This window comes from Crocosphaera sp. UHCC 0190 (assembly GCF_034932065.1).
Classification (GTDB): Bacteria; Cyanobacteriota; Cyanobacteriia; order Cyanobacteriales; family Microcystaceae; genus UHCC-0190.
Map to the genome: position 1 here is coordinate 161815 of NZ_JAYGHP010000001.1, position 15569 is coordinate 177383.

Here is a 15569-nt window from a genome sequence, read left to right on the forward strand (position 1 = left end):
TAAGAACAAAAGAACTAAATAAATAAATCCCACCGTGGGGTCGTTGATTGAGTTAACATAGAATCAACTGATAACCCATGGGGTTATTATCCCGATGGATTCTCTATTCTTGCAAAAACCCACTACAGGGAAATAAAGAGCCAGGAGAGGAATAATATGGTGTCTCCTGATACTAGCGATCGCCCCTTGATTGATCGGGGATTAACTGCTGAACAAGTTCGCTTGAGTCGTCACCGTTATGGTAGTAATAGTTTAACGCCTCCTCAACGAAAACCCTGGTGGCATCTTTACCTAGAAAAGTTTGCCGATCCGGTGATTCGTATTTTAATGATTGCGGCAATTATTGCTTTGGGAATTGGTATTTTTCAGAATGAATATGCTGAAGCGTTGGGAATTTTAATGGCGATTTTTTTGTCCACAACCTTAGCTTTTTTCAATGAATATAAAGCAAATCAAGCCTTTGAATTATTAAATCATGTTTACGATCAGACTCCTATTAAGGTAATTCGTGATGGTAAGTTTGCTCAAATTCCGCGTCAAGATTTAGTGGTTGGGGATATTGTTTTTGCTGAACAAGGGGATGAAGTTCCGGCGGATGGTGAATTGTTAGAAGCAGTCGCTTTATTGGTGGATCAGTCAAAAATTACAGGGGAATCTAACCCAATTAAAAAGTTAGCAAAAACCTCTGGAAATTTTGATCTTTCTCATAATGGAACTTATCCGCCTTTTTATGTTCATCGTAGCACCATTGTGGCTCAAGGTCATGGTGTTTTTCAAGTTACTGCTGTGGGTGATCGCAGTGAAATTGGGCAACTCGCACAGGCGGTTATTTCTATTGAGGATGGTCAATTAACGCCCTTAAATCTTCAATTAGAAAAGCTAAGTCAGTTAATTGGTATTGTTGGCTTATTGATTGCGAGTTTAACTTTTTTTAGTTTGTTGTTAAGGGGTTTCTGGACACAAGAGATAAATCTTATTTCCTCTCAGGTTTATTTACTATTTTTATTGATTTTTAGTGCAATTATGGCGTTAATTCCTGTCTGGTTGCCGATTCTAGAAGATGGGGTAAATGCTCTTAATATCTCTTTAAATTTTTCTCGATTTCTTCCCAATAATTCCCTTATTCAATGGCTGATAAGTTTAGGACTAGGGAGTTTATTATTGATGGGAGGTATTGCTGTTAGTTATTTGGGGGAATGGAACATCCCTTTAGGAACAGTTTGGCTTCCCAAGGAAGTTGGGATAAGTCTTCTTAATTATTTCATGGTTGCTGTGACAATTATTGTGGTTGCTGTCCCTGAAGGATTAGCCATGAGCGTCACTTTATCTTTAGCTTATAGTATGAAGAAGATGGCAGCAACCAATAATTTAGTCAGACGAATGCACGCTTGTGAAACTATTGGGGCAGCTACGGTTATTTGTTCTGATAAAACAGGCACATTAACTCAAAATAAAATGCAAGTTGAATCAGTTAATTTTCCTTGCCTTAATTATTATGATATTGAAGAAAAAAAAGTATATCAGAATCTAATTTTTGAGTCTATTTGTGCTAACAGTACCGTAGACTTAGAAAGAAAGGCAGATCATATTGTTAACCCGATTGGAAATGTTACTGAGGGGGCTTTATTATTGTGGTTAGAGGATCAAGATATTGATTATCTCACCTATCGTCAAAATTTTAAGTTACAGTCAAGAATTCCCTTTTTAGCCGAGAATAAATATATGGCAACGGCAGGTAAATCGGCAATTATTGACAAGAATATTATCTATGTAAAAGGTGCGCCTGAAATCATTTTATCTCGATGTTCTCATCAACTCACTGAAGAAGGAATAAGGAAATTAGATTGTATAAATTCCTGTTTAGAAACTATCCATGAATATCAAAAACGAGGCATGAGAGTTTTAGGATTTGCTTATCATTCTTTAGAGACTGAACCGACTGAAGAAATAATTAATAATTTAGATCATGATTTAACTTGGTTAGGATTTGTTGCTATTACCGATCCCTTACGTCTTGATGTTAAAGCAGCGATTCAACGTTGCTTAAGCTCAGGCATTGAAATCAAAATTGTGACAGGAGATAGTCAAAAAACAGCAGAAGAAATTGCCAGACAAATTAATTTATATTCCTTCGAAGAAAAAGAAAATAATCCTCAGCTTCATTTAACAGGTTATGAATTTAATCAACTGAATGATCAAGAAGCAAAAGAAGTAATTAAAACCTTAAAAGTGCTATCAAGGGCAACCCCATTAGATAAACTAAGATTGGTGAAACTCCTGCAAGAAAATGGGGAAGTTGTGGCAGTAACTGGTGATGGAACGAATGATGCAGCCGCTTTAAAACAGGCTCAAGTAGGGTTATCAATGGGTAGTGGAACAGCTATTGCCAAAGAAGCTAGTGATATGATTTTATTAGATGATTCTTTTAGTAGTATTGTCACGGCTGTGATGTGGGGACGCTCTTTATACGAAAATATTCAACGGTTTTTAGTATTTCAATTAACCATTAATATTGTGGCTTTAGGAATTGCGTTTTTGGGGCCATTTATTGGGATTAATTTACCCTTAACAGTGACACAAATGTTATGGATTAATTTAATCATGGATACGTTTGCTGCTTTAGCATTAGCAACGGAACCCCCCCATCAAAGTGTTATGAATAAGCCTCCTCGTCATCCCCAAGATTTTATTATTTCGTCGAGAATGTTCAAAATTATTGTGGGTACAGGTCTAATATTTTTGCTCTTTTTAATGGGATTTTTGGCTTATTTACAAGGGGATGGAATGGTTAATGCTTATGAATTATCTGTCTTTTTTGCAGTATTTGTCTTTTTACAACTATGGAATTTATTTAACACCCGTTGCTTCGGTTTAAAGCAATGGTTTGGGTCAGGAATAGGCAAAAATAAAGCTTTTTTAGGGATTGTTGCTGTGATTTTTCTCGGCCAAATTGCTATTATTCAATGGGGTGGTAAAGTATTTAGAACTGTCCCCCTTTCTTTACAAGATTGGCTCTGGGTTATTATGGGGACTTCTGTTGTATTATGGATAGGTGAGTTATGGCGTTTTCAACTTAGGATGAAAGATTTAATCGATGATGAAACCCTGAAGGGTTAAGGTATAAAAATAAAGTCCGCCTTCGCGGACTAATTTTAAAGATCAAGATAATTATTTGCTAGAATCGCCACTATAGGGTTGTACACCAATAGCAGGAGGAGCATTGTCATGATCGGGGCTAAATGCTTCAGCGATCGCCTCCGCTAATTTACTAAAAAAACCTGGTTTTTGCTTTAACTCATCTAAGGCTTCATCCACGTTTTTTGAGGAAAATTTAAAGCCCTCTTTTTGAGCTAATGTGGTTAACTCATCGGGATTTTTAACAGTTTGTAACTTATCTTTGAGGTCTTGATTTTGGGCGGCCTCATTCAGAAATTCAAGAACTTTCTCTTTAGCCATAATAATCACTGATGGGGTAACAATCCTAACGAATCTTCTGTTAAGTATTGAGCCAAAGATCCGCTTTGCACTTCCATTATAGCTTGCATTTTATTCTCTCAATCTTCTGCAAAGCAAAACTTAACCGACAAATTATCATGAATTAGGAATCGTCATTATTCCTTCACTGACTAAAACTGATGCCCCTCCGACGCGAATTTTAGTAATTTCCCCTTGTTTTTTCTCAGTAAACACTTCTAAAATGCTAGGTCTGCCCATTTCAAAACCCTGTTCAACCCGCCAATGTAGGGTTCCCTCGGTTAAGGGTTCACGAATGCCTAAATAGCCCCCTAATGCGGTTGCTGCTGCCCCCGTTGCGGGATCTTCTAAAATACCCATTGCAGGGGCAAACATCCGCGATCGCAAGTCAGATCCTTCTCCTTCAGGATCGCAACAAAAAACATAGACAGATGGGGCCCAAGTTTGGGATAAAATCTTTTGCCAGTAGTCGTGGTTAAATTTAATTTTAGCTAATATTTCTCGGTTTTTGAGGGGAACAAAGAGAAAGGGAACCCCACAGGAAACAGCTTGGGGTGAATAGTCATCATTTCTCAAGTCTTGGGGGTCTAACCCTAAGATTAAGCTAAGTTCAGAAATTGATGGGGTTGATGACTGAAATTCTGGCAATTGTGCGGCGGTTAATTCAGTATAGACTGGCTTTCCTGCTACAGTTTTAATATTAACAGGAACTAAACCCACTCCTTCCTCAAAAATAATACTAAAGTCTTCTGCTGCGGCAGAAATTTCCCCAATAGCAGTTAAAATATAGGCAGTTCCTACAGTGGGATGACCCGCAAAAGGTAATTCAGTTCCAGGGGTAAAAATCCGTAATTTTCTGGTTCCGGTTGGGGTTTCTGGGGGCAAGACAAAGACGGTTTCTGAGTAGTTAAATTCAGCCGCAATTTTTTGCATTTGTTGAGAGTTTAATCCGGTTGCTTGAGGCAATATGGCTAATTGGTTGCCCCCGAAAATCTCATCGGTAAAAACATCTGCTGTGTAAAATTTATATTGATTCATAATCACTTTTTGGCTTCTAAATTAGCAAGACGACTTTGCAATTCTTGATTTTCTTGTTTGAGTTTTTCAACTTCATCTCGTAAGGACTTAAGACCTTTATCTGATCCTAATTTTTTCTGGACTTTCTTGATAGCTTCTTCGGCTTTTCTTTTCACTCGTCCATCAGGGGTTCTATCAGCTAAACCCTGTAAAATACTGATAGCTTTTGGGGTTTCCATTTGTCCTAATGCGGTGGTTACGGAAACTTGCGTTAAGAAGAAAGTTTCTTGAGAAATAGCTTCTAATTGTTCGAGAATTTCTTCGACTTTATTGGGGGTTTGTCCAGTAGAAACTGTTCCTAAGGCACGAATAGCTGCTAACCTTAAAGCTTGGGGAATTCCTAATTTGGTATAGTCAGCAATAATATCAACAGCAACGGGATCGATTTTTAGGTTACTTAATCCACTAATTGCCCCTGATCTTACCACTTCATTCCAACCGGAACGGGTTTCTAAAACTTGTTTTAATAAGTTAATAACCTCGGTTGTTTTGTCTTTTAAGGTTCCCGATAAAATTGACCCTAAACTACTGGCTGTTGCTGCTTCACAATAATAACTTTTGTCTTCTGTTTCTAAGCAAGATTTTAGGGTTTCATAGCAATGGTTATTTTTGATATTACTTAAGCTTTCAATCACCGCACGACGGACTTTTAAGTTATTATCAGATAGTCCTTTAATTAATGCTTCTCCTGCTTGATCTAAGGAGATTTTTCCTAACTGTTTAGCTGCTTCAAATCTTACTCCCCAAAAGTGATCTGTAGTTAGGGCTTCTTCTAGTGCTTTAATAGCTTCTAGGTTGCCTTTTTTCCCTAATGCAATGGCTGCATAAATGCGAGAAACAGGATCATTATCATATTTTAGTTGTGCCTTTAATTCGGCAATAGGATAATCTAATTCTACGGTTTTTAAGAAGTAATTACCCACATCAAAACTAATAAATTCTGGTTTTCTTTCTAAGGGAATATAAAAAGTTTGTTGCTTCTCATGAAGACGCAAAGTAAAGGTTTTCATGGTGGTATTGCTGTAACCAAAACCAATGGGTATTCTCAGATCAAAAATGTCTTTACTGTTGCCGTTTTCTGTGTCTTTTACTTGAGTTTGGACAATAGTTATTTTTCCCAAATTATTATCATTATCCCAACTATAAGAAATCTTATAATCAGGATGTCCCCCCCGAAAGACATATTGATCAAACAAGAATAATAAATTATAGCCTGTCGATTTTTCAATTGCCCTTAATAAGTCAATGGTTTCGACTGTTTTGTGGGCGTTTTCATTGACAAAAGTATGAATGGCTTTATCAAATAATTCTTCTCCTAAAATGCCGCGAATCATGTGATAAATACAAGCTCCTTTTTCATACAAATGGCGGTCATATAATTCGATGGCTTCTCGATAAATATTGGTGACAATAGGGCGACGATAACGGGATGAATCTTCATCTAAATAACTTCTGGCTTCTTTTAATAAATAATAAGCTGCGTCATCTTTTCCGTATTCATTCTCTGTCCATAATACCTCAGAATAAGAAGCCATTCCTTCTTTGATCCAAGCGTGTGACCAATGTTTAATAACCACTAAATCACCAAACCATTGATGGGCTAATTCATGGGCGACTAAACTTTCTGTCCAAACGTTATCAAGGGCAGCTTTTTCATCTAATAAACAACGATCTGTTAATAAGGTAGTTGAGGTATTTTCCATCCCCCCAAAAATGAAATCATCGACACAAACTTGGGCATATTTAGGATAGGGATAAGGATAACCAAATTTATGAGAGAAATACTCAATCATGCGGGGAGTTTTTCCCATGCTTATTTTGCCTTGTTCTTCCCTTCCTTTTTCTACATAATAGCTGACAGGAATACCCTGCCATTCGTCTTTAATTTCTGTAAATTCTCCCACTGCTAAAGTCATTAAGTAAGTAGGATGAATTTCTTCCTGTGACCAATGATAAATAGTCTCATTTTCAACAGTTTTTTGATTAATTAATTTTCCATTAGAAATGGCTATAAACTTGTTAGGAACTTTAACTTTAATTTCGGAGGTTGCCAGTTGTCCAGGATAGTCAAAACAGGGAAACCAGAAGCGGGAATCTTCATCTTCTCCTTGTGTCCAAACCTGGGTTGGTTTCTGAGGATAATGTTCATCTGGCCCCACAAAATAAAGTCCCCTTTGCGGTTGTTCAACTTGGTAATTAATGGCAATATTAATCGGTTCTTCTTGGGTAGGTTGCAGCAGATGAATTGTTAACTGTTCTCGGTTATAATCAAAGGGTTGACTAACTTGATTGATTAAAACAGCTTGAATGTTTAAATCAACAGCATCAAGAATTAATTGATTAATTCCAGAGCGTACAGGGGTTAAAGTAATGGTACAAGTTCCCCCAAATTTTTTCTGAGGAATATCTAAGGATAGGTCAAGAAAAATATGATTAACTTGTCCGCAACGATCTGGGTTATAATGAGGCTTCGCACCCGGCAATTCAAATTTACGGTTATTATCTTCACTATCAAACTTTTTAATACTCATAACCCTGATTCTTTCCTTGGATTTTTGGGGAATTTATTTGATGTATGTCTTTATATTATAACCTGGTAATGTTTTAAATGTGTTATCAAATAAAATGAATGTCCACTTAACATATTTTGCGTCACAAAGCGGCTCTACTGAACCTAGGATGTAAAACGATTAAAAATTACAGGCTTAAACCCGATCGGGTTAAGCTATAGGAACTAAGCCTGGCTACCCAGACTTAAAATTAGGCTATGTAGACAGCTTTTGTGCTTATAAAATAAGGCTTTAGCCTGTATTCATTTATTAATTTTACTCCTCTTAACTCTAAAGTTTCCCAAGCTATAATAAAATAGTTAAATGACCATTAAGTTAACCTAATGAATGACCAAGATTTAAGCCAATTACGTCAAAAAGTTCAAGATTTATCTCTAGAATATCAACAAAAAGATGATTTTACAGGGTGGTTTGATGTTATTTATCAAGATTCTTCGGGGAATACGGATCAGATTCCTTGGGCAAAAATGAGTCCTCATCCTACCTTAGAAAACTGGTTAAAATCCCATGATATTACCAATAAAAAAGCCTTAGTTATTGGTTGTGGATTAGGCGATGATGCAGAAATATTAGCCAATCAATCCGCAATTGTAACCGCTTTTGATATTGCGCCTACTGCGATTGAATGGTGTAAAAAACGCTTTCCTAATTCTTCCGTTAACTATTTAGTGGCTGATTTATTAGCTTTAGATTCGAGTTGGCAAAACAGCTTTGATCTGATCTTTGAATCAAAAACCATTCAAGCCTTACCCTTAACCATTAGAAACCAAGTAATAGCAGCGATCGCATTTTTAATCAAACCAGGCGGCACCCTATTAATTATGACAAGAATTAGAGCAACAGAAGATATCCCAGAAGGGCCACCTTGGCCAGTTTCAGCCTTAGAATTATCCCAATTTCATCAATTAGGCTATGAAGAAATTTCTCGAACCCCTTACCATGATCTTAATAATCCATCCGTTGAACAAGTTTTGATTGAGTATAAACGAATTAGTTAATAGTTATGAATAATCGCCCTTATACCGTTGTTTTACTCGTTCCGACAGGCATTGGGGCAGCTATTGGGGGCTATGCAGGAGATGCTTTACCCGTTGCGCGGGCCATCTCCCAAGTCTGCGATCGCTTGATCACCCATCCCAATGTTCTCAATGGGGCCCAACTTTATTGGCCCCTCCCTAACACTTATTATGTCGAAGGCTATGGACTTGATCGCTTTGCCCAAGGACAATGGGGACTGCAAAGCGTACATCAAAACCGCGTTGGCCTTATTTTAGACCAAGCGATCGAACCCGACTTAAGAACCCGTCATCTTCAAGCCGCCGAAGCCACCAGAGCCACCCTAGGACTCGATTTAACCGACTATATCGTCACCGATGCCCCTTTAAACGTCGAATTACGCACCGCCTCCTCTGGGGCAAGTTGGGGAACCATTGGCAACCCCGACAGCTTATTGAGGGCAGCAGAAACCCTGATCACCAAAGCAGGGGCAACGGCGATCGCAGTGGTGGCCAGGTTTCCTGATGAAGTCGAAAGTCTCGCCTTAGAAAATTATCGTCATGGTCAAGGGGTTGACCCCTTAGCGGGTGCAGAGGCTGTTATTTCTCACCTGATTGTCCGTGAATTTCGCCTTCCTGCCGCCCATGCCCCCGCCTTACTACCGCTACCTCTCGATCCCACCATTTCACCCCGTGCGGCGGCTGAAGAATTGGGCTATACATTTTTACCCTGTGTCTTGGTGGGGTTGAGTCGCGCTCCCCAGTTTTGTACCGAACGTTCGGTAGGGGCGATTTGGACAGACGCTGTGGATGCGGTGGTGATTCCTGAGACAGCTTGTGGGGGAAGTGCTATGCTGAATTTTAGTCAACACAATGCCCGCATTATTGCCGTTACGGACAATCAGACCCAACTCCATGTTACCCCTGAGTCCCTAGGAATTGAAGCAATTAAGGTACACTCGTATTTAGAGGCGTTAGGTGTTTTAGTGGCTCATCGGGCTGGCATTAGTGTCGATGCTTTGCGTCCTCAAGTATCCTCTTTAGCGTGTTTGTCTCAAACCTGTGAGTAATCAGAATTCATCCGATATCGAACCCTTAACCCGTACTCAAATTTTAGTGGTGATGGGAGTCACTGCCATCATTTTATTAATCATTGCCAAGGTTTGGCAACGGTTAGGATCAATTGCTTTATTAGACGTAGAATTAACGGGTCAAGCCTTATTATTTGGGGTAGGATTATCTGGGGGAATTATTGTGGCCAGTAGTTTAATTTATCGACTTTGGCCAGCTTATCGTCAAAGTGCTGATTCCTATTTAGAATTAGTGATTAAACCCTTGGTTTGGCCGGATTTAATTTGGTTGGGTTTATTACCTGGGTTAAGTGAAGAATTGTTATTTCGTGGGGTGATGTTACCCGCTTTGGGGTTTGATTTATTAGCCGTTATTTTATCAAGTATTGTCTTTGGGGTACTGCATTTAAGTGGGGTTCAACAATGGCCTTATGTTGTGTGGGCGACTATTGTTGGTTTTGCTTTAGGTTATAGTGCTTTAGTCACAGGTAATTTAGCGGTTCCCATTGTGGCCCATATTATTACTAATTGGGTATCCAGTAGCTTGTGGAAACTGGGAAAAGCCAAGAGTGATGTTGTTTCTTAATTGGTGAATTTTTGTTTTATGGAAGTACAATTTCGAGAGTTTAATCCCTTTGATTTATGGATTTGGTTAGAGTTTGAAACCACCCCTTCTCCTATGGAGCAACAATATGTAGAGGAGGTGTTTAATTCTTGGTTTTATTTAGGAAAATTAGGGGCATTTAACGCAGAAAATCTGCAAGTACAAGACATGGGGGTTGATATTAGTTATATGGACTATAATGTAGAGATGTCTGATCATATTATGATGGCCCCCATGCACAATATGGCAGAATTTCAGTATGAAGGAACTTGGGGACGTTGTTGGTTTGATTTAGGAACCAGTGATTTAATTTCTCTGGACATTTTAATTAATTCTCTCCATCAATTAAGTAAAGAGTATGTGAATATTAATAAGTTAATTATTGGGGGAGAAAATGAAGATTGGAAGGTTGATGCTAGACAAGATGCGATGTTTGCTGATAATTAATTTTAGTTAAAAGTTATTAAAATTAAATCAAAATCCGTTCTAATTCACTGGGATCAGTTCAATAAACTTAAAATTAAAACCATCTCAAGTTAATTAATTCCAGGAAAACCCAACCTTAAAAAGTAGGGAAAACCGCCTTAACCTTTAAATTAAACCAGATTACAATAGCAATATAACGAACTATAGATATTTCTAACAATGCAACCCACTAACCCCAATCAATTTACCGAAAAAGCTTGGGAAGCGATAGTCCGAACCCCCGATATTGCCAAGCAAAATAGTCACCAACAAATTGAAACTGAACACTTAATGAAATCTCTCTTAGAACAAGAGGGACTTGCTATCAGTATTTTTAATAAAGCTAACATTAGCGTTCAAAAATTACGGGATAGAACCGATGATTTTATCCGTCGTCAACCCAAAGTATCTAACCCTGGTGAATCTGTTTATTTAGGACGCAGTTTAGACAGTCTCCTTGACAGAAGTGAACAGTTTCGTAAAGAATTTGAAGATGACTATATTTCCATTGAACATCTTTTATTAGCCTATGGAAAAGATGAGCGTTTTGGTAAGAATTTCTTCAAGGAATTTGGTCTAACAGAAGCTAACTTAAAAGAGATCATTAAAGAAGTACGAGGCCATCAAAAAGTGACCGATCAAAACCCCGAAGGAAAATATGAATCCTTAGAAAAATATGGACGAGATTTGACCCAATTAGCCAGAGAAGGTAAACTAGATCCGGTCATTGGTAGGGATGATGAAATTCGTCGCACCATTCAAATTTTATCCCGTAGAACCAAGAATAATCCTGTTTTAATTGGGGAACCAGGAGTCGGTAAAACTGCCATTGTTGAAGGGTTAGCACAGCGAATTATTAACAGAGATGTCCCCGAATCTTTACGCGATCGCAAGTTAATTGCATTGGATATGGGTGCTTTAATTGCCGGGGCCAAATATCGTGGTGAATTTGAAGAAAGATTGAAAGCAGTTCTCAAAGAAGTCACCGATTCCCAAGGTAATATTATCATGTTTATTGATGAAATTCATACCGTTGTGGGGGCCGGTGCAACTCAAGGGGCCATGGATGCAGGGAACCTCTTAAAACCCATGTTAGCACGGGGAGAATTGCGCTGTATTGGGGCAACAACTCTCGATGAATATCGCAAGTATATTGAGAAAGATGCAGCCTTAGAACGGCGTTTTCAATCAGTATTAGTCGATGAACCTAATGTGGTTGATACAATTTCGATTTTACGGGGACTAAAAGAACGTTATGAAGTCCATCATGGGGTCAAAATTGCCGATACAGCAGTAGTCGCTGCGGCCATGTTATCTAACCGTTATATTAGTGATCGTTTCTTACCAGATAAAGCCATTGATTTAGTGGATGAAGCTGCTGCTAAATTGAAAATGGAAATCACCTCTAAACCAGAAGAATTAGACGAAGTTGATCGCAAGGTTCTTCAGTTAGAAATGGAACGACTTTCTTTACAAAAAGAAGAAGATAGGGCTTCCCGTGAAAGGTTAGAAAAGTTAGAGAAAGAACTCGCTGATCTCAAAGAAGAACAATCTCAACTAAATGCCCAATGGCAATCGGAAAAAGAAGTCATTGATCAGATTCGCAAAGTAAAGGAAACCATTGACCAAATTAACTTAGAAATTCAACAAGCTGAACGAGACTATGATCTTAATAAAGCGGCTGAATTACGCTATGGTAAACTAACAGATTTACAGCGACAAGTTAAAGAGCTAGAAAGCAAAATTGCCGAACGACAAACCACAGGTAAAACTCTATTACGAGAGGAAGTATTAGAGTCAGATATTGCTGAAATTATTTCTAAATGGACAGGAATTCCCCTCAGTAAACTCATCGAATCTGAGAAGGAAAAACTCTTAAATTTAGAGGAAGAACTTCATGAGCGAGTTGTTGGTCAAGAAGAAGCAGTAACGGCTGTATCAGAAGCAATTCAGCGTTCTCGTGCGGGACTTTCTGATCCCAATCGTCCCACAGCAAGCTTTATTTTTTTAGGGCCAACAGGGGTTGGTAAAACAGAATTAGCCAAGGCATTAGCACAAAATCTTTTTGATACAGAAGAAGCCTTAGTTCGTATTGATATGTCCGAGTATATGGAGAAGCATAGCGTATCTCGTTTGATGGGTGCGCCTCCCGGATATGTCGGTTATGATGAAGGGGGACAATTAACAGAAGCAATTCGTCGTCGTCCCTACTCCGTTATCCTCTTTGATGAGATAGAAAAAGCCCATGCTGATGTCTTCAATGTGATGTTACAAATTCTTGATGATGGACGTTTAACAGATTCTCAAGGTCGCACCGTAGACTTTAAAAATACTATCATTATCATGACCAGTAATATCGGTTCTCAATACATTTTAGATATCGCAGGAGACGATTCTCGTTATGATGAAATGCGTTCCCGTGTCATGGACGCAATGCGTAATAATTTCCGTCCAGAATTTCTCAACCGTATTGATGAAATGATCATCTTCCATGGGTTGCAAAAGTCTCAATTACGGGAAATTGTCAAACTACAAGTTCAACTGCTGAGAAGTCGTTTAGAAGATCAAAAAATGTCTCTTAAATTAGCAGAAGCTGCTTTAGATTTTGTGGCAGATATCGGTTATGATCCGGTTTATGGTGCCAGACCCTTAAAACGGGCAGTTCAAAGGTACTTAGAAACCTCCATTGCTAAGTCAATTCTTAAGGGAGAATTTAAAGCAGGAGACACGATATTTGTGGATATCGAAGATGAAAGATTGACCTTTAAACGTTTACCCTCTGAGATGTTAACCGTTTAATTAGTAGTATTACAAATGGTATCTCACGGGTTAATTGCTGCGGCCTTATTCTTCCTTTGTGGCAGCACTTATGCGGTATTTATTGCCCCTGAAATTGATTAATCAATTATCAACAGATCAAAATTTGAGACTACACAAATCAAGGCTGCTAAGGCAGCCTTTTTTGTATTAATTGAGACTTGGAACTGTCAATTTTTGAGTCTGAAAAATGCTAAGATGAAATTAATCGCCAATGAAGAAGTCTTAATCTGCTAGATATGGGTAATTGGTTTTGTTTAGGTACTTGGTAGGATTCAATTCTCGCACAAAATAGCTTATGGTTGACCCAATTATTACCCCTACTGTCATCACGGTTATCACTCACATCGTTACCAGTGAACCGTTTAAAGAATTTGGTCTAGCCTTTATTAAAGGTATTGGCAGAAAATCGGGTGAAAGTGCTTACAAATTGGGGTCTTCTTTAATAGGAGTGCCGGATGCTTCTAAGATCAATAAATCAAGCCAAAATTCTCCTTATCAATCTGCTGTTAAAAAGTATCTTGAAGCCAAACAGGAATATTTAGACAAGGATATTAACCTTCGGGAAAGAGAATTAGCAGCAAAACGAGAATTTAGTCAAAATCTGTTGCAATTATTAGGAGAATCGCAAAAACAGAATAATGAAACCAAACTCAGAGAAATTCAGAATAACTGGGACAAAGATAACTGGTTTTCTAAGTTAGATCGTCATGAAACGGAGCAAATTCTTAGACAGGCAGAACATCGTTTATTGATTTTAGCATCGCCTCCAGATATTAGCTCAGATTGTCCAGAAACCTTTGAAAATAACCTTAATAAAGAAATTAAAAACCGTTTGGGGCTATTTATCGGTCAATATTACTCTGTCAATTCCCCGATTCATCCCGTACAGTTTTATGGGGATTATTTCAAGGAACCCATTTCCTCTATTGATGTTAAACGGTTACAGTTCTTGCTAGAAGGGTTATCAACCATTATTTTATATAGCGACATCACTGACTATGAGGTGCATTTTCATCTCGACTGTTTGGGAGGAGGAAAAACTCATCAATATCCTTTACCTGCGTGGAATTGGGAAGAAAGCTATAAAGCATTAAAACAAGAAGGGAAAACAGAGAAAGAAGCCTTAAGAGAAATTCGTAAGATGATTGTGGATGTTTATTTGTTGTTATCTGCGTTTATCAGTGATTGGTACTATTTACAGATTAATTTGCTTTATGAACCTCAATTAACTAAAGCATCGGTTAAGTTACCGGATGAGTGGGTAACGCCTTGTCAAGAACAGTTAGACCATCTTTATCGTTTAAATCAAGCAGAATTGAGTTATCAAGAGGGATTATGGTTATTAGAGAAAAAAGAGTATGAGAAATCTTTCCAGTGTTTTCAAGCTACCTTAGCAGTAAAACCAGACAATCAAGTAGCGATGTTTTATGCTGAATATGCTAAAGGTTTCTATCTGTTAGAAATTGGCGAATATACAGAAGTATTACCGTGTTTTGATGCCGTATTGCAGCAACAACCAGAGTTAGCAGAGGTTTGGTTTAATAAAGGGGTTGCGTTAGAGCAATTAAACCAGATAGAGAAAGCAAAAAACGCTCTTAACCAAGCTTTGACGCTACAGCCCAATTTATTTGAAAGGTTAACGCCAGAATTCGCATATTTATGTAACTTTACCGAAACTTTGCCTAATGGTATCAAACTAGAGATGATTGCCATACCTGCGGGAGAATTTATGATGGGTCCACCTGGTGGAGAAGGAGATAGCGATGAACATCCTCAGCATAAGGTAAGGCTAAAAGGCTTCTATTTGGGGAAATATCCCATTACTCAAGCGCAATATCAAGCGGTGATGGGAAATAACCCCTCTATGATTGAAGGGGAAAATAACCCAGTAGAACGGGTTAATTGGTATGATGCACAAGCATTCTGTCGAAAATTATCGCAAATAACCGGAAACCCCTATCAACTCCCTAGCGAAGCACAGTGGGAATATGCCTGTCGTGCAGGAAATAGCGGTAAATGGTGTTTTGGCGATAACGAGAATTTAATAAAAGAATACGCTTGGTATCGTGAAAATCCTGGCAGTATCTGGGATTATGATCCTAACGAAGAAACCCATCCTGTTGGAGAAAAGAAACCGAATCAATGGGGACTTTACGATATGCACGGAAACGTCTGGGAATGGTGTGAAGATAATTATGAGGAAAATAATTATCAAAATACCTCTACAGATGGCAGTCCTTGTCAGAATCCGAACATGAAGTTTGGTGTATCCCGCGGCGGTTCTTGGGTATACGATTTGGACTGGTGCAGCTCTTTCTCCCGCAGCTTATGTAACCCGCGCGACGGCGCCATCGATACTGGGTTTCGTGTAGTGCGTTCATCCCCCAGGACTTTTTAGCCCTTTGCACTGGTTGGTGCATACATTGCATTGAAAGTTATTATCGGAAATTTTGGGTTTAAAACCCCGTCGTTAACTTAGCTTATTTATTATTAC

Annotated in this window: 10 protein-coding genes; 7 read left to right on the forward strand and 3 right to left on the reverse strand. The window is 38.4% G+C overall.

What is annotated here, in order from left to right; genetic code table 11:
- The first annotated feature begins 156 nt into the window (after positions 1 to 156).
- Positions 157 to 3117, forward strand: a complete 2961-nt coding sequence (locus tag VB715_RS00835) for a calcium-translocating P-type ATPase, PMCA-type (RefSeq protein ID WP_323299300.1) — start codon at positions 157 to 159, stop codon at positions 3115 to 3117.
- 51 nt (positions 3118 to 3168) lie between these two features.
- Here the strand turns inward: VB715_RS00835 and VB715_RS00840 are convergent, their stop codons facing one another.
- The 3 genes from VB715_RS00840 to VB715_RS00850 all read right to left on the reverse strand — a co-directional run bounded on the left by VB715_RS00840 (position 3169) and on the right by VB715_RS00850 (position 7082).
- On the reverse strand, positions 3169 to 3456 hold the full coding sequence (locus VB715_RS00840; protein ID WP_323299301.1) for a Nif11-like leader peptide family natural product precursor: 288 nt from the start codon (positions 3454 to 3456) through the stop codon (positions 3169 to 3171).
- A 135-nt stretch (positions 3457 to 3591) separates the two neighbouring features.
- Entirely contained in the window at positions 3592 to 4512 is a 921-nt protein-coding gene (locus VB715_RS00845) for a PhzF family phenazine biosynthesis protein (RefSeq protein WP_323299302.1), read from the reverse strand.
- Positions 4513 to 4514: 2 nt separating this feature from the next.
- Entirely contained in the window at positions 4515 to 7082 is a 2568-nt protein-coding gene (locus VB715_RS00850) for a M1 family metallopeptidase (protein ID WP_323299303.1), read from the reverse strand.
- Positions 7083 to 7444: 362 nt separating this feature from the next.
- Between VB715_RS00850 and VB715_RS00855 the strand changes: the two genes are divergently transcribed.
- The 6 genes from VB715_RS00855 to VB715_RS00880 all read left to right on the forward strand — a co-directional run bounded on the left by VB715_RS00855 (position 7445) and on the right by VB715_RS00880 (position 15473).
- Positions 7445 to 8119 (forward strand): class I SAM-dependent methyltransferase, encoded by a 675-nt coding sequence (locus VB715_RS00855; RefSeq protein WP_323299304.1) that lies wholly within the window; start codon positions 7445 to 7447, stop codon positions 8117 to 8119.
- A 5-nt stretch (positions 8120 to 8124) separates the two neighbouring features.
- Positions 8125 to 9186 (forward strand): DUF3326 domain-containing protein, encoded by a 1062-nt coding sequence (locus tag VB715_RS00860; RefSeq protein ID WP_323299305.1) that lies wholly within the window; start codon positions 8125 to 8127, stop codon positions 9184 to 9186.
- A complete protein-coding gene (locus VB715_RS00865) occupies positions 9179 to 9772 on the forward strand; it encodes a CPBP family intramembrane glutamic endopeptidase (protein WP_323299306.1) in 594 nt (197 codons plus the stop codon). The genes VB715_RS00860 and VB715_RS00865 overlap by 8 nt, the downstream gene beginning before the upstream one ends.
- Before the next feature lie 18 nt (positions 9773 to 9790).
- The gene (locus VB715_RS00870) at positions 9791 to 10237 is read left to right on the forward strand and encodes a DUF3531 family protein (protein WP_323299307.1); all 447 of its coding nucleotides are present in this window, start codon (positions 9791 to 9793) and stop codon (positions 10235 to 10237) included.
- A gap of 198 nt (positions 10238 to 10435) precedes the next feature.
- A complete protein-coding gene (clpB, locus tag VB715_RS00875) occupies positions 10436 to 13054 on the forward strand; it encodes an ATP-dependent chaperone ClpB (RefSeq protein WP_323299308.1) in 2619 nt (872 codons plus the stop codon).
- Between the two features lie 316 nt (positions 13055 to 13370).
- A complete protein-coding gene (locus tag VB715_RS00880) occupies positions 13371 to 15473 on the forward strand; it encodes an SUMF1/EgtB/PvdO family nonheme iron enzyme (RefSeq protein ID WP_323299309.1) in 2103 nt (700 codons plus the stop codon).
- Positions 15474 to 15569: the final 96 nt, after the last annotated feature.